Below are 24,406 nucleotides of genomic sequence, written 5' to 3' on the forward strand. Positions count from 1 at the left end.
TGACCACCGCGCTGCGGCGTGCGGTCCGGCAGGAACGGCTCTATCAACGCCCACTGGCCATCGGTCAGGCCACCACGAACACCCACATCACATCAAACGACGATCACATTCATCAGACACGGCCTAGACGCGTCTCTCAGCGGATTCTCAGGTCCGGCACGGCACGGTGGGGCGTGACTGTTCTCGCGTTTTCCGGATCGGACGTCGACGGTGGCCTGTACCTGCGGATCACCCGTCTGGCGTCGCACACCCCCACGGTGCTCAACGACGTCGTCTCCTACTGGACGGATTTCGGGCTCGGAGTGTTCGCCGTCCTGATGGTCGCCGCGTGGTGGCAGGCGCGTGAGCACGACTCGGCCCGCATGGCGCGGGCCCTGGCCGCGCCGCTGATCGTCGTGCTGGTGTACGCGGCGGACATGGTGCTCAAGAGCGCCGTCCACGAGCGGCGCCCGTGCCAGACGCTGCCCGGCGCGTACACCGTGGAGGCCTGCCCCGGCACCGGGGACTGGTCGTTCCCCAGCAACCACGCGGTGATCGCCGCCTCGGCGGCCGTCGTCATCTGGCTGCTGAACCGGGCCCTGGGCGTGGTGGCGGCCGTCGCCGCGCTGGCGATGGCCGCGTCGCGCGTGTGGGTCGGCGTCCACTACCCGCACGACGTCGTGGCCGGCGTCCTGCTCGGTGTGCTCCTCGCCGTGCCGCTGATGCTCGCCGCCGGACGCGCCGCGCCGTGGGTCGAGCGGCTGCGCACGTCGCCGCTGCGGCCGGTGGTGGCCCGACGGTGAGCACGACCCGGCACGGACACCTGGGGGTCGGTCGTGGCCGGTTCGGCACGATTTAGGCTTCCGGCATGGTGACCCGGGTGCGTGCGTGGATCCGTCAGCGCTCCGGCGCGCGGGTCAGGTCCGCGCTGGCCGCCGCGGTCGTCGTCGCCGTGGTGCTCGGCGTCGCGGCGGCCGCGTTCGTGTTCCTCTACCACCGGCAGCTCGTCCGCACGGTCGACGCCGCCACGACCCAGCGTGCCCAGGCCGTGGCGGCGGAGGTCGAGCGCGGCGGCCCGCCCGCGGCCGCGCTGACGCCCGCGCGCAGCGCGCTGGCCGCCGTGCAGATCGTCGACCCGGGCGGGGCGGTCGTCGCGTCATCGCCGACGCTGGCCGGGCAGCCGCCCGTCTCGCCGCTGCGCGCCGCGGACGGAGAGGTCCGGCACGAGGACCGCCGCCTGGGGCCCGGCGAGAGCGGCCGGTACCGGATCGCGGCCGTCGGCGCGGCCACGCCCGCCGGCACGTACACCGCGCTCGCCGCCGAATCCCTCGGCCCGACGGAGGACAGCGTCGAGGACGCCGCGGCCCTGCTGATCATCGGGTACCCGCTGCTGGTCCTGGTCGTCGCCGCGGCGACCTACGTGTTCGTCGGGCGCGCGCTGGCCCCGGTCGAGGCGATCCGCCGCAAGGTCGCCGGCATCACCGCCGCCCGCCTCGCCGAACGCGTGCCCGTGCCCGAGGCCCAGGACGAGGTGGCCAGGCTCGCGACCACGATGAACATGATGCTCGACCGCATCGAGTCCCAGGTCGCGACGCAGCGCCGCTTCGTCGCCGACGCCGGGCACGAGCTCCGCAGCCCGCTGGCCACCCTGCGCTCCGGCCTGGAGGTCCTCGACGCGCGCGGCGCCCGGGGCCGCGACGCCGAACTGGTCGGGATGCTCCGCGCCGAGACCGTGCGCCTGGGCGACCTGGTCGACGGGCTGCTGCTGCTCGCCCGCGCCGACGAACGCGGGATCCCGCACACCGCGGGCGACGTGGACCTCGACGACCTGGTCACCGCCGAACGCGCCCGCCTCGCCGCACAGCACCCGGCCCTGACCGTCACGGCGGACGTCGTCCCGGTGCGGGTGCGCGGCGACGCCGGACAGCTCGCGCGCGTGCTGCGCAACCTCGCCGACAACGCCGCCTCCCACGCCGCGTCCACCGTCGCCATGCGCCTCTTCCCCGACGGCGCCCGCGCGGTCGTCGAGGTGCGGGACGACGGCCCCGGCGTGCCCGAGGCCGAACGCGAACGCGTCTTCGACCGCTTCGTCCGGCTCGACGAGAGCCGCGGGCGGGCCTCCGGCGGCTCGGGCCTGGGACTCGCGATCGTCCGCGAACTCGTCACCGCGCACGGCGGCACGGTCGAGGTGACGGCCGCGCCGGGCGGCGGCGCGCTGTTCCGCGTCACGGTCCCGACGCCGACCGACTGACCCGGGCCGCCGCCGGGTGCGGTCCGCAGCGCGAACACGTGGCCTCGGGCCGCGGCCGCGTGCCACTGCCCGGCGCCGACTCGCGCCACCGGGCGGCCGCCGACGGACTTGGCTGTCGTCCTGGTGGACCCGCGGTCAGCCGACGAGGCGGTAGCCGGCCCCGCGGACCGTCTCGATCCTCGCCCTGGCGCGCGCCCGGTCGAGCTTGCGCCGCAGGTAGCCGACGTAGACCTCGACGACGTTGGCCGGGCCCTCGTAGTGCGCGTCCCAGACGTTCTCCAGGATCGCCGTCTTGGACACCGTGTCGCCGGCCCGCCGCATCAGGAACTCCAGCAGCGCGAACTCGCGCGGCGTCAGCGCCACCTCCTCGCCCGCGCGCTCGACCCGGCGGCGCGCCGGGTCGAGCGCCAGGTCGCCGACCTCGAGGACGACCGGCCGGGCGGGCGCCCCGCGCCGGACCAGCGCGCGCAGCCTCGCGACCAGCACCACGAAACTGAACGGCTTGGTCAGGTAGTCGTCGGCCCCCAGGTCGAAGGCGTCCGCCTGGTCGTACTCGCCGTCCTTCGCCGTCAGCATGAGCACCGGCGTCCACACCCCGGCGGCGCGCATCCGCCGGCACACCTCGTAGCCGTTGAGGCCGGGCAGCATGATGTCGAGGACGACCACGTCGTAGGCGCGCTCGGTCGCCGCCCAGAGCCCGTCGGTGCCGGTGTGGACCACGTCGACGTTGAAGCCGGCGTCGGCCAGGCCCTGCCGGACGGTCTCGGCGAGCCGGACCTCGTCCTCCACCACCAGCACCCGCATGTACGCTCCAACGCCCGGTCGCCTGCCGCTCCGGTGAGCGTATCGGCGGTGCGGAAGCGTCGCCGCTGCCAGGATCGGCGTGGCGGCCGCGATCGCGGACAGGCAACGGGAAGGGCCGCGGCAGGCGTAGGGCAGTCGTGGGTGTTGGGGACCGGGAGGGAGACACATGCCGAGGTGGCGCAGTATCGGTCGGCCGGGGCGGACAGGCGCCCGGGCGGTGCCGAAGCAGTTGGTCGGGCCGTGGAAGCCGGCGATGGTGGGCTGCGGGGTGTACCTCGACGGGGTCCGGCAGCCGGGGAACCTCGGCGTGCGCGAGGCGTACGAGCTCGCGCGCAGCAAGCCCGACGGTTTCGTCTGGGTCGGTCTGCACGAGCCGAGCGCCGAGGACTTCGCCGACGTCGCGGACGTCTTCGGCCTGCACCCGCTGGCGGCGGAGGACGCGGTGCAGGCGCACCAGCGGCCGAAGCTGGAGCAGTACGGCGACTCGCTGTTCCTGGTCCTGAAGACCATCGTCTACGTCGAGCACGCCGAGCTGACCGCGACCAGCGAGGTCGTCGACACGGGGCAGATCATGGTCTTCGCCGGGCCGCAGTTCGTCGTCGTGGTACGGCACGGCAGCGCGCCGCCGCTGATCTCGGTGCGCCGCCGTCTGGAGGCCGACCCGGCGATGCTCGCGCACGGCCCCGCCGCGGTCGTCCACGCGATCGTGGACCGCACCGTGGACGACTATCTGGCGGTCACCGACGCCATCGAGGACGACTTCGAGGAGCTGGAAGCCGAGGTCTTCTCGCCGACCGCGACCACCAACGAGGCCGAGCGGATCTACCAGCTCAAGCGCGAGCTGATGGAGTTCCAGCGCGCGGCGGGTCCGTTGGTGCGCCCGCTGGACGCGCTCGCCGGCGGCGGCGTGCCGCTCGTCGACGACGAAATGCGACGCTATATGCGCGATGTCGCCGACCACTTGGCGCATGTCCGCGAACGCCTCGCCGGATATGCGGAGCTGCTGGACGGCGTATTGAGCGCGAGCCTCGCCCGGGTGGGAATTCAGCAGAACACCGATATGCGCAAAATCAGTGCCTCCGCCGCGCTCCTCGCCGTGCCGACGCTGGTCGCCGGGATCTACGGCATGAACTTCGACCACATGCCGGAGCTGCACGAGACGTGGGGGTATCCGGCGGCGCTGGGGTTCATGGCGGCGGTCTGCGGTTTCCTGTACCGCGCGTTCCGGCGCAACGGCTGGCTCTGACCCGTCGGGCGCCGATTTCGGAATTGCCTGTTCCGGAAACGGCGAACCTCGGTTTTCGCTCAAGTGCCGTTCCCGGCCGAGTCGGCCGTCGGTAGCCTGCTTCCGCACCGCGCGTCTGAATCACCCGCGAAATGGCGTTCACGCTTTACGGGGAGCGCGATATGTGGGCACCGGGGACGGTTTTCGGCGGCCGGTACACCCTGGCCGAGCTGCTGACCGACGGCAGCACGGCCTCGGTGTGGTGGGCGGAGGACGCCGCGCTCGGGCGGTGGGTCGCGACCACGCTGTTCGCCCTGCACTCGTGCGGCGGCGCCCGCCCCCTTCACCTGGGCGCCGGCGCAGGCCGTGCCGTGGCAGAACGCCGCGTCGTGCAACACCTCCGGACTGACCTTCACCCCCGCGTCGACCCCGGGCGCTTCCGTGATCACGCACCTCTCGCAGGGCCTGACCGACAACGGGCCCGGGACGCAGGCGACCTTCGCCGCCTGCGTTCCGGGCAGCCCGGCTCAGCAGTGGTACATCCCGTGACCCGCGCCGCGATCTGACCGCCGGGTCATGAACCCCAGGTCTGGGGCTTCGCGTTCATCGTGAAGGTGAGCTCGCCGCCGCGGAGCAGGGCGTCGTGGCTCAGGAACGGCTTCGCGATGCTCTCGCCGTTCAGGCTGAGGCCCTGCACGTAGGGTCGGGACGGCGCCTGGGCGGCCGAGACGACGAGCGGGCGGCGCGCCCCGGGGAGGTCGAGGGTGACTTTGTCGAAGAAGGGGCTGCCCACCGCGTACTCGCCGGACGCGGGGTTGACCGGGTAGAAGCCCATCGCGGAGAACAGGTACCACGCCGACATCTGGCCGCAGTCGTCGTTGCCGGACAGCCCGCCCGGGCTGCGGTGGTAGTCGGTGGCGGCGATCTGCCGGACGAGTTCCTGCGTGCGCGACGGCCGGCCCGCATAGTCGTACAGGTACGGGACGTGGTGGCTGGGCTCGTTGGTGTGGTTGTTGTGGCCGCCGGCGAAGTAGCCGTCGAGCCACGAGGCGAACGCGGCGTCGCCGCCCTTGAGGGCGATCAGGCCGGGGACGTCGTGCAGGACGTCGTTCGTGTAGACCCACTCGTCGCCCTCGGTCCAGCCTCCGGAGGCCCAGGTGCCGTCGAGGTTGCGTGCCTGCATGAAGCCGGTCGCGGCGTTGTACTCGGTCTTGTAGTCGCCGCTGCGCTTGAGGAGGTTCGCGGCGTCGTCGGTCCTGCCCAGGGCGGCGGCCAGCTGCGAGGCGGCGTAGTCCCCGTAGGCGAAGTCCAGTGTGCGGGTGCCCGCTTCGGCGGTGCGGTCGGCCGCGACCCAGCCGTTGCGCTGGTACCACGTCAGGCCGGCCCGGGCCTCGACCGGTGTCCAGACCTCGCGGTCGTCGTAACGCAGTTCGGTGTCCTTGTCGGGCGGGGTCATGGCGTTCTTGAAGACCGCCTCCCACGCGAGGTTCCGGTCGAAGCCGTGGAAGCCCTTGACGACCGCCTCCGCGATGACCGACTCGGCGCCGGTGCCCTCCATGATGTTGGTCTCGGTGATGTTCTTCCACAGCGGGAGCCAGCCGCCCTGCCGGTAGTCCTGCAGCATGGACGTGACCATGTCGTCGACGCGTTCGGGCGCGAACAGGATGAGGAACGCGTTCTGCGCCCGGAAGGTGTCCCACAGGGAGTAGCCGGTGTAGCTGACCCCGGAGTGCACCGTGTCGTCGTAGGCGCTGTAGTAGCGGCCCTGTTCCGACATCTCCGACGGGTACTGCAGGGCGTGGTACATGGCGGTGTAGAAGGTCGCGAGCTGGTCGGGTGCCCCGCCGCTGATGCGGACCCGGTCGAGCTTGTCCGCCCAGGCGGCCTTCGTCGCGGCGACGACGGCGTCGAAGCCCGTGCCGTCGGGGACCTCCGCGTCGAGGTTGGCCCGCGCCTGGTCGACGGAGATGAACGAGGTCGCGATCCGCACGGTGACGGTCGTGGCGTCGGCGGGGAACCGCACGTACGCCGAGACCTCCTGGTCCGTGCGGTCGGCCTGCCCGTCTGCCTGCGTGGCGCCCGTCGCCGTGCCGAGCCCGGCGAACGCGGTGTCGAAGCGCGCCACGAAGTAGCCCTTGAAACCGGGGGCCTTGAACGGACCGAGGTTGGCGTCCTGGCGGTCGGGGTTGTAGCCGCTGATCTCGCGGCGGGCGGGGTCGACGTGCACCTGGCCGGTGACCCCCGAACGCGTGCCCTGCACGACGAAGTTCGCGCCCGCGCCGCCCGGGTACGTCATGCGCATGACACCGACCCGGGACGTCGCGGTGAGTTCGGTGCGCAGCGTCCGACCGGGGGACGGGTGCAGGTCCACCGCGTACCGCTCCGGCGAGGCCTGCTCCTCCGCGTGGCTGAACGGCACGCCCCGGTCCGCCTCGGCGGTCTTGACGTCGCCGACGCCGGGCATGCCGACGACGTACCCGGAGTCGCCCATCCAGATCGCGGGCTGGTGGGTGCCGATGAAGCCGGACAACTTCGTGTCGTCGTAGTGGTACGGCAGCAGGCTGACGGTGTTGGTGCGCGTCATCGGCGACCAGCGTGTCATCGCGAAGGGCGGCGCCGTGCTCGGGATCATGCCGCCGTACTCGGCTCCGGCGGCGCCGGTGGTCCCGATGAAGGGGTCCACGAAGTCCACGTTGGAGCCGTGCCGTTCGTCGCTGTGCCCGCCGCCGTCCGACCCGGGCCAGAAGACGATCAGGGGAACGAGGACCGCCAGCACGGCGGCCAGAGCCAGACCCACGCGGACACGCATTACGCCTCCATCGGCAGTACGGACCGGACGCGGGCCCGGGGGCGCGTTGCCCCCGGGCGGTACGGCCTACTTGACGGTGAAGCCCTGTTCCTTGCCGTACGACTTGATCCGGTCCTGCCAGCCCGCCAGCGCCGCGCCCAGGTCGCCGCCGGATGTGAGGGCCTGGCCGACGGTGTCCTTGAACACGCTGTCGGCGTAGACCTCGTAGGGCAGGTACTGCCAGCCGGGGCGCACGGCCTTGGACATCTCGGAGAAGACCTCGTTGGGCTTCTGGCCCGGGAAGAACCGCACCTCGGCGGAGCGGAACGCGGGGTCGTCCAACAGTGCGTTGGTGGCGGGGAACAGGCCGACGTCGCCGTTCAGTGACCTGACGGCCTCCGGGTCGGAGTTGAGCCACTCGGCGAAGGCGATGGACGCCTCCTTGTTCTTGGCCTGCGTGGTGACCGCGACCGACGAGCCGCCGTTCTCCGCGCTGCCGCCGCCCGGCATCGGGGCGACGCCCCACTGGCCCTTGCTCTGCGGGATGAACTGCTCCAGGACGTTGGGCGCCCACGCGCCGGCCATCCAGACCGCGTACTTGCCGGCCGCCATCGACGTCCACCAGTCGCTGCTGTAGCCGGCGGTGCCGTCCACGAGCTTGTCCTTCACCAGGGGCCCGAAGACCTCCGCGTACGTCTTGGCCCCGGGGTCGGACTTGAGGTCGACGGCGATGTCGGTGCCCTTGACCGTGAAGGGCTTGCCGCCGAACTGCCACATCATGCTGGTCGCCGTGCCGGGGTCGTCCGGGTCGGCGAACGTCATGGACACGGTCGGGTCGGCGTCGTGCACCTTCTTGGCGACCGCGGCGAACTCGTCCCAGGTCTTGGGCGGGGTCGCGCCGATCTTGTCGAACACGTCCTTGCGGTAGAACATCGCCATCGGGCCGGTGTCCTGGGGGATGCCGTAGACGCCGCCGGCGACGTTGACCTGCGACCAGGCGGACGGGGTGAACTTGTCCTTGAGGTCGGAGGCGCCGTAGTCGGCGAGGTTCACCAGCGACTTGGTGAGCGCGAACTGCGGAAGCGCGGAGTACTCGACCTGGACGACGTCGGGGGCGCCGCTGCCCGCCTTCAGGGCGGTGGTGAGCTTGATGTACTCGTCCTTCGACAGGCCTCCGTTGACGATGTTGACCTTCACGTTCGGGTATTTCTTCTCGAACAGCGCGACGGTCTTGTCGATGTTCGGCACCCAGGTCCAGAAGGTGATCTCGGCCGGCTTGTCCAACGCGCCCTGGACGGCGGAGGGGTCGACCTTCTTGCCGGTGTCCGGCGAGCCGCCGGACCCGCCGGAGCCGCCGCCGCACCCGGCGGCCGCGAGCGCGAGGGCCGCGGCCGCGGTCGCGGCCAGGCCGCGCCGTGTCGAGCGCTTGCGCGCCCACGGGAAACGCATGTCGTAGACCTCCTAGGCCCGCTGAGAGGCGATCAGGTCGCGGTACCAGTCGAAGCTCGCGCGCGGGGTGCGGGTCTGCGTGTCGAAGTCGACCTCGACCAGGCCGAAGCGCTGGTGGTAGCCCTCGGCCCACTCGAAGTTGTCCATCAGCGACCAGGTGAAGTACCCGCGCACGTCCACCCCTTGGGCCATCGCGTCGGCGACGGCGCCGAGGTGTCCGGCGAGGAAGTCGATGCGGGCCCGGTCGTCCAGTCCGGCGGGCTGCGAGCAGCCGTTCTCGGTGATCCAGACGGGCGGGAGCGCGTCGCCGTAGCGGGCCTTGAGGCCGGTCAGCAGCTCGGTGAGCCCGTCGGGGACCACCGGCCAGTCGAAGGCGGTGCGCCGGTAGGCCTCTTCCGGCTCGGCCAGGTCGAAGGGCAGGAGCGCGGCCGAATCGGCGGGGGCGGTGACCCAGGTCGGGTTGTAGTAGTTGATGCCCAGCCCGTCCAAGGGCGCGGCGATGGTCGCCAGGTCCCCGTCGCGCACGACTCCGCCCCAGGCCGGGTCCTCCATGCCGTAGGCCGACAGGTCGGGGTAACTCCCCAGCAGCAGCGGGTCGTTGAACATCCTGTTGTGCAGCGCGTCGTACGCGGATCCGGCGGCCAGGTCCGCGTCGGACCGGGCGTCGGAGCGATGCCGGACGGGCGTGCAGTTGTTGGAGATCAGCACCTGCGCGTCCGGAACGGCGGCGCGCAGCGCGGCTGTTGCCAGGCCGTGGCCGAGCAGCTGGTGGTGCGCGACCGGCAGCGCGTCGAGCATGAGCGCGCGGCCCGGCGCGTGGGTGCCGAAGGCGTAGCCGAACGCCATGTGGATGAACGGCTCGTTGAGCGTGATCCACCGCTTGACCCGGTCGCCCAGACGCTCCGCGGCCACGGACGTGAACTCCGCGAACCGGTCCGCCGTTTCGCGGTTCAGCCAGCCGCCCTCGTCCTCCAGGGCCTGCGGCAGGTCCCAGTGGAACAGCGTCGGGGTGGGCGTGACGCCGGCCTCGAGCAGGCGGTCGACCAGGCGGTCGTAGAAGTCCAGGCCGCGCGGCTCGACGGTGCCGGAGCCGGTCGGCAGGACGCGCGGCCAGGAGAGCGAGAAGCGGTACGCGTCCAGGCCGAGCCGGCGCATGAGCTCCACGTCCTGGTCGAGCAGGTGGTAGTGGTCGCAGCCGACGTCGCCGGTGTGCCCGTCGCGGACGGCGCCGGGCCGGCGGACGAAGGTGTCCCAGATCGACGGGCCTTTGCCGTCCTCGGCGGCCGCGCCCTCGATCTGGTAGGACGCGGTCGCGACGCCCCAGACGAAGGACGCGGGGAACCGGGGCGACGGGGTCGGGTGAGGGGGTGAGGCCGACATGCACACCGCTTTCGCGAGAGAAACATGAACCGATGTTCGGGTCTTGTTTACAGGGCACGGCGGGAGCTCCACCATGTGATGCGGGTCACAAGGGGATCGGCGCATGCCTCGGCGCGCCGCCCCGGGCGTGCCGGAGCCGCGTGAAAGCGCGCGAAGTCCCTTAGACGCCCAGGTCCCGCCAGTACAGCCGCAGCATCCGCTTGAGCTCGTCCAAGGTCTCGGGATCCGCCGGGCTGCCCTCCCGGAACACCTGGTGGAGGACGGCGTCGGCGACCCAGACGACCATCCGCGAGGCGCGTTCCAGGCGTTCGCCTCCCGGCTCGCCGGTCAGGTGCTCCGCGATGCGGCGCACACCCTCCGCCACAACCGCGTTGCTGGCCTCGTCGGCCCGCGCGAGCTCGGCGCTGAGGTGCCGCCCCGCCCAGAGGGCCGCCCCGCCGGGCTGGCGCCGGAACAGGTCGGCGTAGACGTCCACGATCGTGTCGACCGGTTCGCGCAACTCGCCGGCGGCGGCCCGCTCGACGAGTTCGCCGACGGCCACCTCGAAGTACTCGAGGTACTGCCGGCCCAACGCGTCCACCACGGCGCCCTTGTCGGGATAGAACTGGTAGATGCTGCCGACCGGTACGCCCGCCTCCTCGGCGATCCGCCGCATGGTCAGCGCCTCGAACCCCTCCTGCGCGAGGATCCGGTCCGCGGCGGCGAGCACCGCCTCCACCCGGGCACGGCTGCGCGCCTGCTGCGGCTGCCGCCGCAGGCGAGGCTGCGGCCTCGATACTTCGTCCACCACAGGCTCCCGGGTCGTCGGACGACGCGACCGTAGCAGGTCCGTGCGGGTGACCCGGCCCGTCACCGGCCCGTAGGCCCGCGCCAGGTCGCGGCGATCACGAACTCGGCAACGGCGTCGACGAATGCGCGGTCGAGCGGAGTGTCGGTGACGACCGTGCGGTGGACCATGGGCCCGGCGATCATTTCGATGACGAGGTCGGGGTCGCAGTCCGGCGCGACCTCGCCGCGGCGCCGGGCGCGGAGGACGGGTTCGCGGAGCGGGGCGGCGACGCGGCGCCAGGTGTCGTGGAGTTCGTCGCGCAGCTCGCGGTCGCCGACGTTCGCGGAGACGATCGTGCGGAGCAACGCGCGTGTGTACTCGGCGCGTTGGAGGTCCGCGAACACGTCGCAGAAGGCGCGGACGTCGCCCGGCCACGAACCCGTGTCGGGCAGGTCGACGCGGGTGCTCTGCCAGTCGGCGGTCGCCGCGCGGACCAGCGCGGTCCGGGTGGGCCAGTGCCGGTAGACCGTCGCCTTGTGGACGTTCGCGCGCTCGGCGACGCGTTCGATCCGGAATCCGGCGTCGCCGTGCTCGACCAGCTCGTCCCTGACCGCGCGGAAGACCGCGTCGCGCACGGCGGCACTCGGTCCCGGGGGACGGCCGCGCCCGCGCGTGCCCGGGGCGTCAGGGGAGCCGGCGGCCATGGCTGGTCCTTCGCGGGGGTGGATGGAAGCGTGCAGCGTACATCTTGTCACCGTCCTGAATATCTGCAACTATCCGTCGCACTTATTCAGGGCGGTGCCACGCTCCGGCCGGGCACCGCGGCCGCGACCCGCGAGGAGACCCGTGCCCAGAGCAGTCATCGCAGCCGAGGCGGGGGACGCGTCGGTCCTGCGCGTGCGGGAGGCCGAGGTCCGCGAACCCGGGGTCGGCGAGGTCCTGGTGCGCACCGCGTACGCGGGGGTCAACTTCGCCGACGTGTTCATGCGCCGGGGCCTGGGCGCCGGGCCGTTCCCCTTCACACCCGGCGTCGAGGGCTCGGGCGTCGTCGAGGCGGTCGGCCCGGGCGTCGACACCGCCGCCCCGGGCGACCGGGTCGCGTGGGCCCCGGTCCGGGCGGCCTCCAGCGTCGGGTCGTACGCGGACCTGGCCGTCATCGGCGCCGAACAGGCCGTGCCGGTGCCGGACGACGTCTCGCTGCGGACCGCCGCGGCGGTGCTGCTGCAAGGGCTGACCGCCCACTACCTCGTCCACGACCAGCACCCGGTCGGGCCGGGCGTCACCGTCCTCGTGCACGCCGCCGCGGGCGGGACCGGGCGCACGGCGGTGCGCTGGCTGCACCACCTCGGCGCCACGGTGTTCGCGACCGTGGGCGGCGCGGCCAAGGCCGCGGTCGCCGCCGAGGCGGGGGCGGACCACGTGATCGACTACACGCGGACCGACTTCGCCGACGAGGTGCTGCGCCTGACCGGCGGCCGCGGCGTGGACTACGTCGTCGACGGCGTGGGCGCGGGAACCTTCCGCGGGGACCTGCGGGCCGTCGCCGACCGCGGCCGCGTCTGCGTCTTCGGGCAGGCGGCCGGCCTCCCGGAGGCGTTCTCGCCGATGGAGCTGATCCCGCGGTCGATCACCGTGTCCGGCGGCTACATGACCAACTTCCTGCGCGACCGCGCCGAGGTGCTCGGCACCGCGGACCGGGTGTGGTCCGGGGTCAGGGAGGGGTGGCTGGCGCCGCTCGTCCACGCGGCCCTGCCGCTGGAGGAGGCCGCCGAGGCGCACCGCCTCCTGGAGAACCGCGAGACGGTCGGCAAGCTGGTGCTGGCGACCGGAGGCGACGCCTCGTGACCCACCGGACCATCAAGCTGGAGACCAACTGCCTCCAGATCGAGTCGGCGGTCCGCGACGTGCCGGCCGCCTGCGCCGCGTTCGAGGACCTCCTCGGCGCCGGCCCGATCGAGCAGGAGCTCGTGAGCCGGATCTCCGGCGTGGTCCTGGACATCGACCACCGCGGCTGCGGCGACGCGATGTTCCAGTTCTGCAGCCCGCTGATCGAGGACGTCTTCACCGCGGAGGAACTGCGGCGCGTCGGGCCGTGCGTCAGCAACCTGACGTTCTTCGTCGCCGACGCCGCCGGCACCCGCGACCTCCTCGAAGCCGCCGGGGCCACCACGCGCGCCGCCTGGCAGACGCAGGGCGGATCGTGGCGGGAGTTCCTCGGCGAGGGCAACGCCAAGCCCGACGAGGAGCTCGCCCAGGGCTTCTACATGGGCACGCGCCACCTCTTCGGCTTCGACTTCGAGTTCTCCGAAGCGCCCTGGTACGACGCGGCGAAGCAGCGCTACATGTACCCGGCGTTCACGTACCCGCGGCCGGTCGTCGAGGACAAGGTCGAACGGCTCGTCCGCCTCCGCGTCCTGGTCGACGACGTCGACCACTACATAGGCAACCTGGTTCGCCTCGTCGACGAGCGGGACCGCACCGACGCGTACGGCCACCGCGACGACGGCGCCACCCGCTCGGCCCGCATAGCGCTCCGCGGCCTGGAACTCCAGTACGAACAGCCCCTCGTCGACGGCCCACTCCGCGACCGGCTGCTCGAACGCGGCGCCGGGATCACCACCGCGGTCTTCGCGGTCGCCGACCCCGACCGGTGGCCGCGGACGAGCTTCGCGACCCGGGACACCCTCGGCTTCGACGTCGAACTCGCGCGAAACTGAGCCCGTACCGGCGGCCGGCTCACCCCAGGGATGAACAGCTTCCCCAGCCGTCGCAGCTGCGGCACGGGCCGGAAAGGTGTTAGAACGTAAGTATGGCCGCCGGTGCTGGCCGGTCGCAGGACGCATCGGTTCACTCACTGTCCGACAAGCGTCCGCGAAGCGTCGCCGGGCAGGTCTTCATCCTGCAAGTGGCCGTGGTGATTCTGCTCGTGGCCGGGATGGTGCTCGCGCTCGTCCTGCAGTCCCGGCAGAGCGTCGACCGGGAGGCCGAGAACCGGTCGGTTGCTGTGGCGCAGACCTTCGCCCATTCGCCCGGCCTGGTGGACACGCTGCGGTCCCCTGATCCCTCGGCCACCCTTCAACCGCTGACGCAGGCGGCGCTGAAGGACGCCCACGTCGACTTCATCGTCGTCACCGACACGCAGGGGCTCAGGTACACGCACCCGCGGCCGGAGCTGATCGGCAAGCAGGTCGTCGCCGACATCGATCCCGCGTTGGCCGGGCACGTCGTCGTGGAGTACGTCAACGGTCCGCTCGGCCGCGAGGTCCAGGCGGTCGTCCCCGTGTTCGACGAGAAGGGGTCGGTCGTGGGCCTGGTCGTCGCCGGCCTCAGGGTCGCGAAGGTGACCGGGGCGGTCGAGCAGCAGCTGCCGATCATCTTCGGCACCAGCGCGGCCGCGCTCGTGCTGGCCACGACCGGGACGGCGCTGGTGGCCCGGCGGCTGCGGCGGCAGACCCACGGCCTGGGCCCGGCCGAGATGACCCGCATGTACGAGCACCACGACTCGGTGCTGCACGCCGTCCGTGAGGGCGTGCTCATCGTCGGCGGCGACACGCGGCTGCTGCTGGCGAACGACGAGGCCAGAAGGCTGCTCGAGCTGCCGCCCGACGCCGAGGGCAGGCGGATCGCGGACCTTCCCGGCCTCGACCCGGAGACCGCGGAACTGCTCGCCTCCGGCCGTACCGCCACCGACGAGGTGCTCCTGGCCGGGAACAGGCTGCTGGCGGTGAACCAGCGGCCCACGGACGACCCCGGCGACCGCGCCGGCACGGTCACGACGATCCGCGACACGACGGAGCTGCAGGCGCTCTCCGGCAAGGCGGAGACGGCGCGCGGGCGCCTCAAGCTCCTGTACGACGCCGGTGTCCGCATCGGCACCACCCTGGACGTCACGCGGACGGCCGAGGAGCTCGCCGCGATCGCGGTGCCCCGCTTCGCGGACTTCGTCACCGTGGACCTGGCGAATCCGGTGCTGACCGGCGAGGAGCCGACCGGTAACGGATCGGACATGCGCCGCGTCGCGGTCAGCGGCGTCCGCGACGACCACCCCCTCTACCCGCTGGGCCGGCGGATCGACTTCATCCCCTCGACGCCGCAGGCGCGGGGCATGGGCAGCGGCCGGGCGGAGGTGCTCGCCGACCTCTCCGCCGCCCACGGATGGCTGGCCCAGGACAAGGAGCGGACGGGAAGGGTCGTCGCGTACGGCATCCACTCGCTCATCACCGCCCCGATCCAGGCCCGGGGCGTCGTGCTCGGCGTGGCCAACTTCTGGCGCATGGAGAAGCCCGAGCCGTTCGACGACGAGGACCTGTCCGTCGCCGAGGAACTCGTCGCGCGCGCCGCCATCAGCATCGACAACGCCCGCCGCTACACCCGCGAGCACGCCATGGCGGTGACCCTGCAGCGCAGCCTGCTGCCCCGCGTCCTCGCGGAGCAGAGCGCGCTCGAGGTCGCACACCGCTACCTGCCCGCGCAGTCCGGCGTGAGCGGCGACTGGTTCGACGTGATCCCGCTGTCGGGCTGTCGCGTGGCGCTGGTCGTCGGCGACGTCGTCGGCCACGGGCTGCACGCGGCCGCCACCATGGGACGCCTGCGCACCGCGGTGCACAACTTCTCCACCCTCGACCTGCCACCCGACGAACTCCTGGGCCACCTCGACGACCTGGTCGGCCGCATCGACCTCGACGAGGCGGACGCCGACGTCGGCTCCGGCATCATCGGCGCGACCTGCCTGTACGCGATCTACGACCCGACCTCGCGACGCTGCGTGATGGCGCGGGCCGGGCACCCGCTGCCCGCGCTCGTCCACCCCGACGGAACCGTCGACTTCCCCGACGTCCCGGCCGGACCGCCGCTGGGCCTGGGCGCGATGCCGTTCGAGACCATCGAACTCGAACTCGAGGTCGGCACCCAGATCGTCCTGTACACCGACGGCCTGGTGGAGGACCGCACCCGGGACATCGACGTGGGCATGGAGCTGCTGCGCAACGCCCTCGCCCACGTCGGCCGCTCGCCGGAGGAGAGCTGCCAGGCGGTCCTGAAGGAGCTGCTCCCGGCCCGCCCCGCCGACGACGTGGCGCTGCTCATCGCCCGCACCCGCACCCTGAACGCGGACCACGTCGCGGAGTGGGACGTACCGTCCGACCCCGCCGCCGTCGCCGTGACCCGCGACGCCGTCGCCGAAAAGCTCGACGCATGGGGGCTGGCCCACCTGGAGTTCACGACCGTGCTGATCCTCAGCGAACTGATCACCAACGCGATCCGCTACGGCTCCCCACCGATCCGGGTGCGCCTGCTCCGCGACCGCACCCTGATCTGCGAGGTCGCCGACGGCAGCAACACCTCACCCCACCTGCGCTACGCGACCAGCACCGACGAGGGCGGCCGCGGCCTCTTCCTCGTCGCCCAAATGACCGAGCGCTGGGGAACGCGCTACACCCACGAGGGCAAGATCATCTGGGCGGAGCAGCAGATCCCCTCCCTCGACCTGGGCCTGGACCTGGACACCGGCTCCGGCGAGTGACGTCTGCCCGCAACTCGCGGGTTCGGAAAGACCATTCAAGGTCACGAGTGCACGCGGCCGTTCGGCGGGCCTTCACGAGTGATCCTTCCTCCGGAGGTGGAAGTCGAAGGGGACCGTTCCCGGGTCGACCACCGTGGTCCCGCCGTCGATGGTGAGCACGGCGCCGTTCACGTAGGAGCTCCCGTCCGAGAGGAGCCACACCACGGCCGCGGCGATCTCGGGAGCGGTTCCCGGCCGTCCCAGCGGGCTGAGTCGGGTCACCGCCTCGTACGACTCGTCGACCGTGAGTCCGTCGGGGCCGCCGAACTCCCGCATCTCCTCGTCGGCCATCTCCGTCCGCACCCAGCCCGGGCAGACCACGTTGGCGCGCACCCCGCGCCGGCCGAAGTCGACCGCGAGGGACTGCGTCAGCATGATCATCCCGGCTTTGGACGCGGCATAAGCGGCACTTCCCGCAGGTGCGCGCAGCCCCGCGATGGAACTGACCGACACGATCGCCCCCTTCACGGCGAGCAGATGCGGAAGGGCCTCGCGGGCGAGCCGATACAGCGCGCTGAGGTTGGTCGCCAAAGTGGCGTCCCAATCGTCGGGTGTCACGTCGAGGACGCTGCCCGGGCGCATGATTCCGGCGTTCGAGACCACCCCGTCGATGCGCCCGCCGTACTCGAGGGCGGTCGCGATCAAGGTGCCCACATCCTCCGCGCGCGAGACGTCGCCGGGGCACGGCAGGGCGCCGGTGCGGTCGGCGACCGCCTGGAGGGCGTCGGCGCGCCGCCCGCTGATCACGACCCGCGCGCCGGCGGCGGTCGCGGCCTCGGCAACGGCCGCGCCGACTCCGCTGCCGCCGCCGGTGACGATGACGACCTTGCCCTTGAGGCTCACGCCTTCTCCTCCGACTGCATCGCGCTCTCCGTCGCGTCACACGCTATGTCATTTGGAGCCAAATGACATAGCGGTTCGGAGAATCCCCGCGCCCGCGGGCGGACGGGTTCGCCTGCCGTGGCCGCGGGTGTCAGCCCACGGTGAGGGTGCCGGTCATGTACGTGTGGATGGTGCACAGGTACGGGTAGGTTCCCGGCGCGGTGGGTGCGGTGAACGTGGCCGTGGCGCCTGCGGCGATGGTGCCGGTGTCGAAGGCTTTGTTGTTCGCGGTGAGCGTGTGTGGGACGGGATCCATGTTGACCACGGTGACGGTGGCACCGGGTGCGACGCTGAACGCGGCGGGCGTGAACTTGAAGTTCTCGATGGTGACCGTCGTGGTCTGTGCAGCGCTGTGCGACGCGGGCCCGGACGTGGCCGTCGTCTGTGCTGCGCTGTGCGATGCGGGCCCCGATGCGGCCGTCGCCTTGCCGCCGTAGCCGCCGGACGAGGAGGAGCTGCTGCAACCGGCGAGCAGGAACAGCAGGAACATGGCGGCTAGGACGGCGCCGCGGGGGCCGAGTGCACGGGTGGGGATGCTCAAGACGATGGCCTCGCTGGTCGGCGTCGGGGCCGCGCGGACGCGCGGCCCCGAGGGGCGGGAAACGGTTCCGGTCGAGACCGGTGCCCGCGGTGGTCAGCCGCAATCCGGGTGCCGTACGTACGACACCCGGACGGACGCGGCGTTGCCCGGCGATCATCCCGTCGGGCCCGCGCCCGTCGCGGCGTCCAGCGCGAAGAGGGTTCCGTTGAGGGTGCCGAAGTACACCGCGCTCTGGGCCGCGGTGACCGGAGTGACCGCCCAGGTGCCCTGAACACCGAACGACCAGCGTTGTGTGCCGGTCGCCGCGTCGACGGCGCGGAGGTCACCGGCCTGCGTCGGGACGTACACGAGCCCCTGAGCGACCGTCGGTTCGACCGTGATCGGCGCTTGGGCGTCGAACTCCCACTTCGGGGTGCCGTCGGCGGCGTCAAGCGCGCGCAGAACGTTGCCCGCACCCACGTACAGCCTCCCGCCGGCCGGCGCAGACGTCACGACGGCCCGCTTCCCCGCGGTGTACGACCAGCGCTCGGTCCCGGCCGCGGCGTCGACGGCGTGGACGCGGCCGTCCTGGCCGCCGACGTAGACGACGCCGTCGGAGACCACGGGTTTGCGGCCCGCAAGGCCGTTCGCGGCAAAGGTCCAACGGAGTTCGCCCGTGGCCGTGTTCAGCGCGTGCACCTTGTCGTCCACGCCGGCGATGTACAGGCTCTCGCCGGACACCACGAGGCCGGAAGCGTGCACCCCGACGAAGCTCCAGCGCAGCTTCCGCTTGCGGATGTCCACCGCAAGGACGGCGTCGGAACGACCACCGACGAACACGGTCTCGCCGGCGACCGCCGGAGCCGGCGACAGAGGGTTCGTGGTGACGACGAACCACAGCTCGGAGCCGCCTGCGGCATCGACGGCGTAGAGCTTGTTGTCCGAGGACCCGACGTAGACGACGTCGTCGATCACGGTAGGCGGCCGGGACTCGACGCCGAACCCGTTGAACGAGGTCGCCCAACGCGGCGCGCCGGTCGCGGAGTCCACCGCGTGCAGGCCCTCGCTGTCGCTGCCCGCGATGACCAGGCCTCCGGTGACCACAGGAGCCGTGTTCCACGGTCGGCCGGCCTTGAAGCGCCACGGCCTGAACGGCTCGGACGGCGTGCGCGCGACGGGAGAGGAGGGCCCCGCGCGGTCGTCCCTCCCGAGATTCAGCGCCGCCGCCGTGATGCCGCCACCGACCGCGACAGCCGCAGCGATGCCTCCGGCGACACCGAGGAACCTGCGTCGGCCCATCCGTTCCGGCGCCGGCAACGTGGGCCCGGCAAGCAGGAGTTCCGTCTCGGCCTCGTCGGCCGGGATGGTTGCGGTCGCCGCGGGCCGGGCGACGGCCCGATCTTCGGGCGAGGGTTGGGCCGGCGCCAGGAGGCGTCGGCCGACCGCCTCGGCCGATTCGGGCCGACGGAGCGGGTCCTTGGCCAGCAACTCGAGGACGAGGTCGTCGAGGGCCGCGGGGACGCCGTCGCGTCGGAGGCCGGGACGAGGCGGGGGCGTCCGCAGGTGGGCGTTCATCATCGCCACAGGCCCGGACGCGTCGAACGGGATTTCCCCCGTGAGGAGTTCATACAGGACGCAGCCGAACGAGTAGAGGTCCGACCGGGCGTCGCCGCCTTGCTCGTCGAACCGCTCGGGCGGCATGTAGGCGAGCGTCCCGATGACCCTGCTCGACCGGCTCGTCACGTCCGCGAACCGCGCGATCCCGAAGTCCAGGATCTTGACGGCGCCTTCGGCGGTGAGCATCAGATTGGCGGGCTTGAGGTCGCGGTGCACGACGCCCTCCGCATGCGCTCTGGCCAGCGCCGCGGCGACCTGCGCCGCCCAGCCGACCGCGACCCCCACAGCGGGCGGTCCTTCGCTGCGCAACACCTCGGCGAGGTCGCGGCCGTCGACGTATTCCATGACCAGGAACAGCGTGCCGTCGGCGGCGTCCTCGCCCAGGTCGAACACCGTGACGACGCCCGGATGGTGCAACGCGCCCGCGGTGTTCGCCTCGCGGATGAACAGTGCCGTGGCGGTCGCATCGCGGCCGTCCGGCCGAAGAAGCTTGACCGCGACGCGGCGGCCGATCAGCCGATCACGACCCTCCCACACCTCGCCCATCCCGCCACGGCCGATGAATCGGACCAGCTCGTAACGATCCGCCAGCACACGCACACGCACCACTCCCCGCCCGCCGATTCCGCGCCGCCGAGGCTACCGACCAGTGGGCGGGGTCGGACGAGTCGGAGGCGCCGTCGCGGAGTGAGTCGGGCCGTCACGGTGTCCCGAGCAACTGCCCAGGCGCCGGGTCGGAGGTGTCGCCGCGGAGGGCACGGGCGAGGTAGAGGACGCTCCGCGCGATGTACGGGACGTGGTCGGTTCCGGCGAAGGCGTGGCCCGCGTCCGGGACGAGGACGAGCTCGACGGGGACGCCGTGCTCGGTGCAGGCGTCGGCGAGGCGTCGGCTGTGGTCGGCGGGGACGGGCGTGTCGTCGGTGCCGTGGATCAGCAGCATCGGGGCGGTACCGCCGCCGACATGGTGCAAGGGGCTTGCCTGGCGCGCCAGTTCGGTCCGGCCTCCGAGCAGTTCGTACGCCGGTGCCGCGAATCCGTTCTCGACCATGGCGGCCAGATCGGTCGGGCCGTACCACGAGACGGCCGCCTGGATACGGCTCGTGCCCGTTGTGACGCCCACGTGGCCCTCGAGGTCGGGCCGGTCGCCGGTGGTGGCGAGGAGCGCGGCAAGGTGCCCGCCGGCGGATTCGCCCCAGGCGGCGACGCGTTCGGGGTCGATGCCGAGCCGGTCGGCGTGGTGCCTGAGCCAGCGGACCGCGCTCTTGATGTCGTGGAGCTGCGCGGGCCAGCGGCTCTCGCCGCTGAGCCGGTACTGCACCGAGGCGAACGCGATGCCGGCGGCGAGGAGTTCCTCGCGGATGCGTTCGGTGTCGATGGGGGTGGCGGTGTGCTTGTTGGTGCCCCACATCCAGGCGCCGCCGTGCAGCCAGACGACGACGGGCACCGGCCTGCCGTCGGAGGGGCGCGGTACGTCCACGTCGATCATGAGCGGTCGGTGGCCCTGGATGCGGGCGACCAGGCCGTCGTGGAAGCGGACGCGGTCGTCCAGCTCTTCGGGGCGCGGGAACTCGTAGTCCGCGAACGTCATCAGCTCGGCTTCGGCCGGGCTCATCGGCATCACGTCGGGCGCGACCGCGGCGAGGCGGTCGGCGAACCAGTCCGCGGTGGTGACGACGACGGGGGTGGACTGGTCGCTGTCGGGGTCGAGCACGTTGAAGATGTGGTCGGCGCCGGGAAGTTCGGTGACGGTGACGTCGGTGCCGGGGGCTTTGCGCAGCGCCGCGGCGGACGCGGCGATGTCGATGACGGTGTCGGCGCCCCCGGCCAGCCCCAGGATCGGGCGGTCGAACGCGGCGAGGGCGGCGGGCAGGTCCATGTTCTGGACTTCCTCCCACCAGGTCCGCGAGAAGGTGAACCGGGCGAAGCCCACGTCCACGAGAACGGGATCGGCGTCGCCGGCGAACGCGGGCGCCAGGCCCGCGAAGGGGTGGCCGAAGGGGGAAGCGGGGCCGGACGACCACCAGGCCAGCGCGGCGAGCCCGGGCTCGGCCCGGGTGAGCAGCGTGGCGATCATCCCGCCCTGGGAGAAGCCGAGCACGCCGATCCGGGCCGCGTCGACGTCGTCGTGGTCGGCGAGCCACCGGTAGGCGGTGCGGGCGTCGGCGACCTCGCTGGTCACGGTCAGGTCGGTCTGCGGCAGGGTGCTAGCGCCGCAGCCCGCGAAGTCGATCCGCAGCGAGGCGACGCCGCGGGCGGCGAGGGCGGCCGCGAGCCGGGCGAACATCCCGCCGACCTCGTCGCGGTGGCTCGCGGTGCCGTGCAGCAGAACCACGGCGGGGAAGGGCCCGTCCCCGGGCGGTGTCGCCATGGTGGCCGGGATGCCACCGAGGTCGCCGGGGATGGTCAGGCTGCGCTCGTTCATCGTCGTCCTTGGGTACGGGGCCCCGCGCGGCGGCCGTGCGCCGGGTCGCCGCGCGGGGCGTTCTCGGGATGCCGTGCGGTCAGGCTTCGGCGGTCTGCACGTCCGGCGCGGTGCCGGTGCCGGTGCCGGTGCGGGCGGGGGCGTGCGCCTGGGAGCGGATGCGGGGAACCACGAGGGTCAGCACCGCCGCCAGGACCATGAACGCGGCCATGAGCGCGAACGCATGGGTGAACGCGTCCTGCGTGGGAAGCGGCGGCGCGCCGGGCACGGAGACGGTGTCCCGGGCCAGCACCGATCCGCTGATCGCGAAGCCGAGCGACGACCCGAACGAGAACATCACCGACACGATCCCGGGAAGGAACGCCGGTGTCTCCGGCGGGGAGAACAGCACACCGAGCCCGGTCGCCGCGGTCATCGCCGCACCCGCGAAGACGCACGTGACCAGCGTGGCGAACACGAACGCGGGAACCGTGGAGTCCATGCACAGGGCGAGTCCCACCAGCCCCGCACCCGCGACCGCCGTCGCGGTGATCAGGATCGGCCGCCATCCGACCCGGCGCGCGAGGTGGCCCATGGTCGGGGCGAAGCACACCGTCAGGAACGTGCCGGGCAGTACGGCCAGCGAGTAGTCGGTCGCGCTCAACCCGAACCCGCCGACGGCCTTGGGAAGTTCGGCCCAGAACGGCATGAGCATGTTGGTGGCCCCCATGAACCCGGCCATGCCGAACAGGATGATCACCGCCAGGCCCCACACCCGGCGGCTGGCGAGCAGGCCGACCTGGACCATCGGGTGCGCCGAGACCCGCTCCACGACGACGAACGCGGCGATCAGGGCGACCCCGGCGACCAGCAGGAGGACGGTGCCGGCGTCGGTCCAGCCCCACGTGCCGGACTGCGCGAGCCCGGTCGAGACCGCGACGACACCCGCCCCGAGCGTCGCGATGCCCAGCCAGTCGGTGCGCTGCGAGATCGCCTGGGACCGGGGTACGAACGCGAGCACGCACACCAGGGCCACGGCACCGAGTCCGGTGGCGATCCAGAAGATCCCCCGGTAGCCGACCGTGTCCGTCACCCGCCCGGCGATGAAGACGTCGATGCCGCTGACGCCGCTGTTGAGCGCGTTCAGCCAGCCCAGGTACAGCGGGTACTCCTCGGCGGGCACCTGGTCGCGCAGGATCAGGAACGAGAGCGGCAGCGCGACCACCCCGGTCGCCTGCAGCCACCGCCCCAGGTCGAACAGCGCCAGGTTCCCCGAGGTGGCCACCAGCACGCTGCCGACGATCCCGAGCGCAAGGACCACCGTCAGCATCCGCTTCCTGCCGAACCGGTCGCTGACCGGCAGCGCGGCGGCGGACAGCCCGCCGAGCGCGAAGAACAGCGCCTGCGACAGCGAGATCTGCGACGCCGACGCCCCCAGCTTCGGGCCGATCTTCGGAAGCGCCGGGGTGATCATCACCGCCGCCACCTGGAAGGCGGAGATCGCGAGCAGCAGGGTCACCAGCAGGACCACCCGGGAGACCGGGCGCGTGGGTCTGGCGGCGGGGGAGGAATCAGGTGTCATCGTCCACTCTCCACGAGGGCCGGTACAGCACGGCAGGGCGTCTCAGCCCCGATAGTGACGCCCAAGTCATCGAGAGCTTCGAGACACCGGAAACCTGCGCGTAAGGTGCTGTTCATGCCTGATTCCGTCACCGATTCCCCGGCCGGCCCCGTCGCCGTCGACGAGCTCGACCTCGCGGTCATCCAGGCGGTCGAACGGTCCCCACGGGCGTCCTGGGCGGTGATCGGCGCGGCCGTGGGCGTCGACCCCACCACCGCGGCCCGGCGCTGGGAGCTCATGGAACGCAGCGGGACGGCGTGGGTGACCTGCTATCCGGTGCTGGTGACCTCGCTCGCCGTCGCCATCGTCGAACTCGCCTGCACCCCGGCGACCGCGCTCGCCACCGCGGAGAAGATCGCCCGCGATCCGCAGGCCCAGTTCGTGGACGTCGTCACCGGCACCGGCAACGTCCTGGCCACCGTCGTCACCGACGGCATGGCCCCGATGTCGACGTACATCCTCGGACGCCTCGGCACCACACCGGGCGTGACCGCGATCCACACCCACCCGGTGCTGACCGTGCACTCCGAAGGCACCCACATCGGACACGCGGCACTCGACAAGGCCGCCCTGACCCGCCTCCCCGAACCCGACCACGGCCGCATCACCGGCGCGTCCGACGGCATCGACGACCTCGACCGGGCCCTGTGCCTCGTCCTCAGCCGCGACGGCCGCCGCCCGCTCAGCGCGCTCGGCCGGGACCTGGACGTCAGCGAGGCCACCGTCCGCCGACGCCTGGCCAAACTCACCAAGCTGCGCGCGCTGCGCATGATGGTCGAGGTCGCGGCGGCACAGACCTCCACCCCGCTCACCGCCTGGTACACGGCACGCACCCCCGTGCACGCGCTCACCACGGCGGCCGCGACCATCACCGGCATGCCGAACATCAAGGCGGTCACCCTGGTGGCCGGCCCGAACAACCTCGTCTTCAAGGCCGTCTTCCGGGACCTCGCCGACATCCACCGGTTCGACACCCGGCTCAACCGGCTCCTGCCGGACCTGGAGACCACCGACCGCAAGGTGGTCCTCCGCCCGGTCCGCCTCATGAGCAGACTCGTGGACCCGGACGGCTACGCCCGCGAGATCGTCTCCATCGACATCCGCGGCCGTTAGCCGGCGAGGCCGCCGACGCCGGGTGGATCGTTCCCCGATCGGTCGGC

The 24,406-nt window shown here is 72.3% G+C and carries 19 protein-coding genes; 8 read left to right on the forward strand and 11 right to left on the reverse strand.

From position 1 onward, the window contains the following. Positions 1-173: 173 nt before the first annotated feature. Together QI554_RS28525 and QI554_RS28530 are read left to right on the forward strand one after the other, a co-directional pair. Positions 174-782, forward strand: a complete 609-nt coding sequence (locus QI554_RS28525) for a phosphatase PAP2 family protein (protein ID WP_281473739.1) — start codon at positions 174-176, stop codon at positions 780-782. 65 nt (positions 783-847) lie between these two features. After that, a complete protein-coding gene (locus QI554_RS28530; RefSeq protein WP_281473741.1) occupies positions 848-2,230 on the forward strand; it encodes a sensor histidine kinase in 1,383 nt (460 codons plus the stop codon). A 135-nt stretch (positions 2,231-2,365) separates the two neighbouring features. Here QI554_RS28530 and QI554_RS28535 read toward each other — a convergent pair whose 3' ends face one another. Continuing rightward, on the reverse strand, positions 2,366-3,034 hold the full coding sequence (locus tag QI554_RS28535; protein ID WP_281473743.1) for a response regulator transcription factor: 669 nt from the start codon (positions 3,032-3,034) through the stop codon (positions 2,366-2,368). Between the two features lie 217 nt (positions 3,035-3,251). On the opposite strand from QI554_RS28535, the gene QI554_RS28540 reads away from it, so the two are divergent. Both QI554_RS28540 and QI554_RS28545 read left to right on the forward strand, forming a co-directional pair. Further along, positions 3,252-4,280, forward strand: coding sequence for a magnesium and cobalt transport protein CorA (locus QI554_RS28540; RefSeq protein WP_281473745.1), 1,029 nt, complete (start codon positions 3,252-3,254; stop codon positions 4,278-4,280). 345 nt (positions 4,281-4,625) lie between these two features. Further along, on the forward strand, positions 4,626-4,808 hold the full coding sequence (locus QI554_RS28545) for a hypothetical protein (RefSeq protein ID WP_281473747.1): 183 nt from the start codon (positions 4,626-4,628) through the stop codon (positions 4,806-4,808). Positions 4,809-4,833: 25 nt separating this feature from the next. Here the strand turns inward: QI554_RS28545 and QI554_RS28550 are convergent, their stop codons facing one another. The 5 genes from QI554_RS28550 to QI554_RS28570 form a co-directional block, all read right to left on the reverse strand. Next, entirely contained in the window at positions 4,834-7,068 is a 2,235-nt protein-coding gene (locus QI554_RS28550; protein ID WP_281473748.1) for a GH92 family glycosyl hydrolase, read from the reverse strand. 66 nt (positions 7,069-7,134) lie between these two features. Continuing rightward, the gene (locus QI554_RS28555; RefSeq protein ID WP_281473749.1) at positions 7,135-8,496 is read right to left on the reverse strand and encodes an ABC transporter substrate-binding protein; all 1,362 of its coding nucleotides are present in this window, start codon (positions 8,494-8,496) and stop codon (positions 7,135-7,137) included. Positions 8,497-8,508: 12 nt separating this feature from the next. Beyond that, positions 8,509-9,876 carry a GH1 family beta-glucosidase gene (locus QI554_RS28560; RefSeq protein ID WP_281473750.1) on the reverse strand — a complete coding sequence of 456 codons (1,368 nt, stop codon included), beginning with the start codon at positions 9,874-9,876 and terminating at the stop codon, positions 8,509-8,511. Between the two features lie 160 nt (positions 9,877-10,036). Continuing rightward, a complete protein-coding gene (locus tag QI554_RS28565) occupies positions 10,037-10,663 on the reverse strand; it encodes a TetR/AcrR family transcriptional regulator (RefSeq protein WP_281473751.1) in 627 nt (208 codons plus the stop codon). A gap of 62 nt (positions 10,664-10,725) precedes the next feature. Further along, complete coding sequence (locus QI554_RS28570; RefSeq protein ID WP_281473752.1) at positions 10,726-11,349, reverse strand: TetR/AcrR family transcriptional regulator; 624 nt, start codon at positions 11,347-11,349, stop codon at positions 10,726-10,728. Between the two features lie 142 nt (positions 11,350-11,491). Here QI554_RS28570 and QI554_RS28575 point away from each other — a divergent pair, with 142 nt between their 5' ends. The 3 genes from QI554_RS28575 (at position 11,492) to QI554_RS28585 (ending at position 16,166) form a co-directional block, all read left to right on the forward strand. Then, a complete protein-coding gene (locus tag QI554_RS28575) occupies positions 11,492-12,490 on the forward strand; it encodes a quinone oxidoreductase family protein (protein WP_281473754.1) in 999 nt (332 codons plus the stop codon). Beyond that, positions 12,487-13,362 (forward strand): hypothetical protein, encoded by an 876-nt coding sequence (locus tag QI554_RS28580; RefSeq protein ID WP_281473756.1) that lies wholly within the window; start codon positions 12,487-12,489, stop codon positions 13,360-13,362. The genes QI554_RS28575 and QI554_RS28580 overlap by 4 nt, the downstream gene beginning before the upstream one ends. A 92-nt stretch (positions 13,363-13,454) precedes the next feature. Beyond that, entirely contained in the window at positions 13,455-16,166 is a 2,712-nt protein-coding gene (locus tag QI554_RS28585; protein WP_281473759.1) for a SpoIIE family protein phosphatase, read from the forward strand. Between the two features lie 72 nt (positions 16,167-16,238). Here the strand turns inward: QI554_RS28585 and QI554_RS28590 are convergent, their stop codons facing one another. From QI554_RS28590 to QI554_RS28610, 5 genes are all read right to left on the reverse strand, one after another. Continuing rightward, the gene (locus tag QI554_RS28590) at positions 16,239-17,048 is read right to left on the reverse strand and encodes an SDR family NAD(P)-dependent oxidoreductase (protein WP_281473760.1); all 810 of its coding nucleotides are present in this window, start codon (positions 17,046-17,048) and stop codon (positions 16,239-16,241) included. A 130-nt stretch (positions 17,049-17,178) separates the two neighbouring features. Then, complete coding sequence (locus tag QI554_RS28595) at positions 17,179-17,628, reverse strand: cupredoxin domain-containing protein (protein ID WP_281473761.1); 450 nt, start codon at positions 17,626-17,628, stop codon at positions 17,179-17,181. A 153-nt stretch (positions 17,629-17,781) separates the two neighbouring features. Beyond that, positions 17,782-19,824: a protein kinase domain-containing protein gene (locus QI554_RS28600; RefSeq protein ID WP_281473763.1), complete on the reverse strand. Its 2,043-nt coding sequence runs from the start codon at positions 19,822-19,824 to the stop codon at positions 17,782-17,784. Positions 19,825-19,924: 100 nt separating this feature from the next. Next, entirely contained in the window at positions 19,925-21,646 is a 1,722-nt protein-coding gene (locus QI554_RS28605) for an alpha/beta hydrolase family protein (protein ID WP_281473765.1), read from the reverse strand. A gap of 79 nt (positions 21,647-21,725) precedes the next feature. Further along, a complete protein-coding gene (locus tag QI554_RS28610; protein WP_281473767.1) occupies positions 21,726-23,207 on the reverse strand; it encodes an MFS transporter in 1,482 nt (493 codons plus the stop codon). Between the two features lie 114 nt (positions 23,208-23,321). On the opposite strand from QI554_RS28610, the gene QI554_RS28615 reads away from it, so the two are divergent. After that, a complete protein-coding gene (locus tag QI554_RS28615) occupies positions 23,322-24,359 on the forward strand; it encodes an Lrp/AsnC family transcriptional regulator (protein WP_281473769.1) in 1,038 nt (345 codons plus the stop codon). Positions 24,360-24,406 lie beyond the last annotated feature (47 nt).

The sequence above is a fragment of the Yinghuangia seranimata genome (genome assembly GCF_029953285.1).
Lineage (GTDB): Bacteria > Actinomycetota > Actinomycetes > Streptomycetales > Streptomycetaceae > Yinghuangia > Yinghuangia seranimata.

What these genes read in the sequence shown, in the direction of transcription:
- QI554_RS28530 (WP_281473741.1), top strand. Translation starts at nt 848, where the DNA reads ATGGTGACCCGGGTGCGTGCGTGGATCCGTCAGCGCTCCGGCGCGCGG.
- QI554_RS28535 (WP_281473743.1), bottom strand. Translation starts at nt 3,034, where the DNA reads ATGCGGGTGCTGGTGGTGGAGGACGAGGTCCGGCTCGCCGAGACCGTC.
- QI554_RS28550 (WP_281473748.1), bottom strand. Translation starts at nt 7,068, where the DNA reads ATGCGTGTCCGCGTGGGTCTGGCTCTGGCCGCCGTGCTGGCGGTCCTC.
- QI554_RS28555 (WP_281473749.1), bottom strand. Translation starts at nt 8,496, where the DNA reads ATGCGTTTCCCGTGGGCGCGCAAGCGCTCGACACGGCGCGGCCTGGCC.
- QI554_RS28560 (WP_281473750.1), bottom strand. Translation starts at nt 9,876, where the DNA reads ATGTCGGCCTCACCCCCTCACCCGACCCCGTCGCCCCGGTTCCCCGCG.
- QI554_RS28570 (WP_281473752.1), bottom strand. Translation starts at nt 11,349, where the DNA reads ATGGCCGCCGGCTCCCCTGACGCCCCGGGCACGCGCGGGCGCGGCCGT.
- QI554_RS28585 (WP_281473759.1), top strand. Translation starts at nt 13,455, where the DNA reads ATGGCCGCCGGTGCTGGCCGGTCGCAGGACGCATCGGTTCACTCACTG.
- QI554_RS28605 (WP_281473765.1), bottom strand. Translation starts at nt 21,646, where the DNA reads ATGAACGAGCGCAGCCTGACCATCCCCGGCGACCTCGGTGGCATCCCG.
- QI554_RS28610 (WP_281473767.1), bottom strand. Translation starts at nt 23,207, where the DNA reads ATGACACCTGATTCCTCCCCCGCCGCCAGACCCACGCGCCCGGTCTCC.
- QI554_RS28615 (WP_281473769.1), top strand. Translation starts at nt 23,322, where the DNA reads ATGCCTGATTCCGTCACCGATTCCCCGGCCGGCCCCGTCGCCGTCGAC.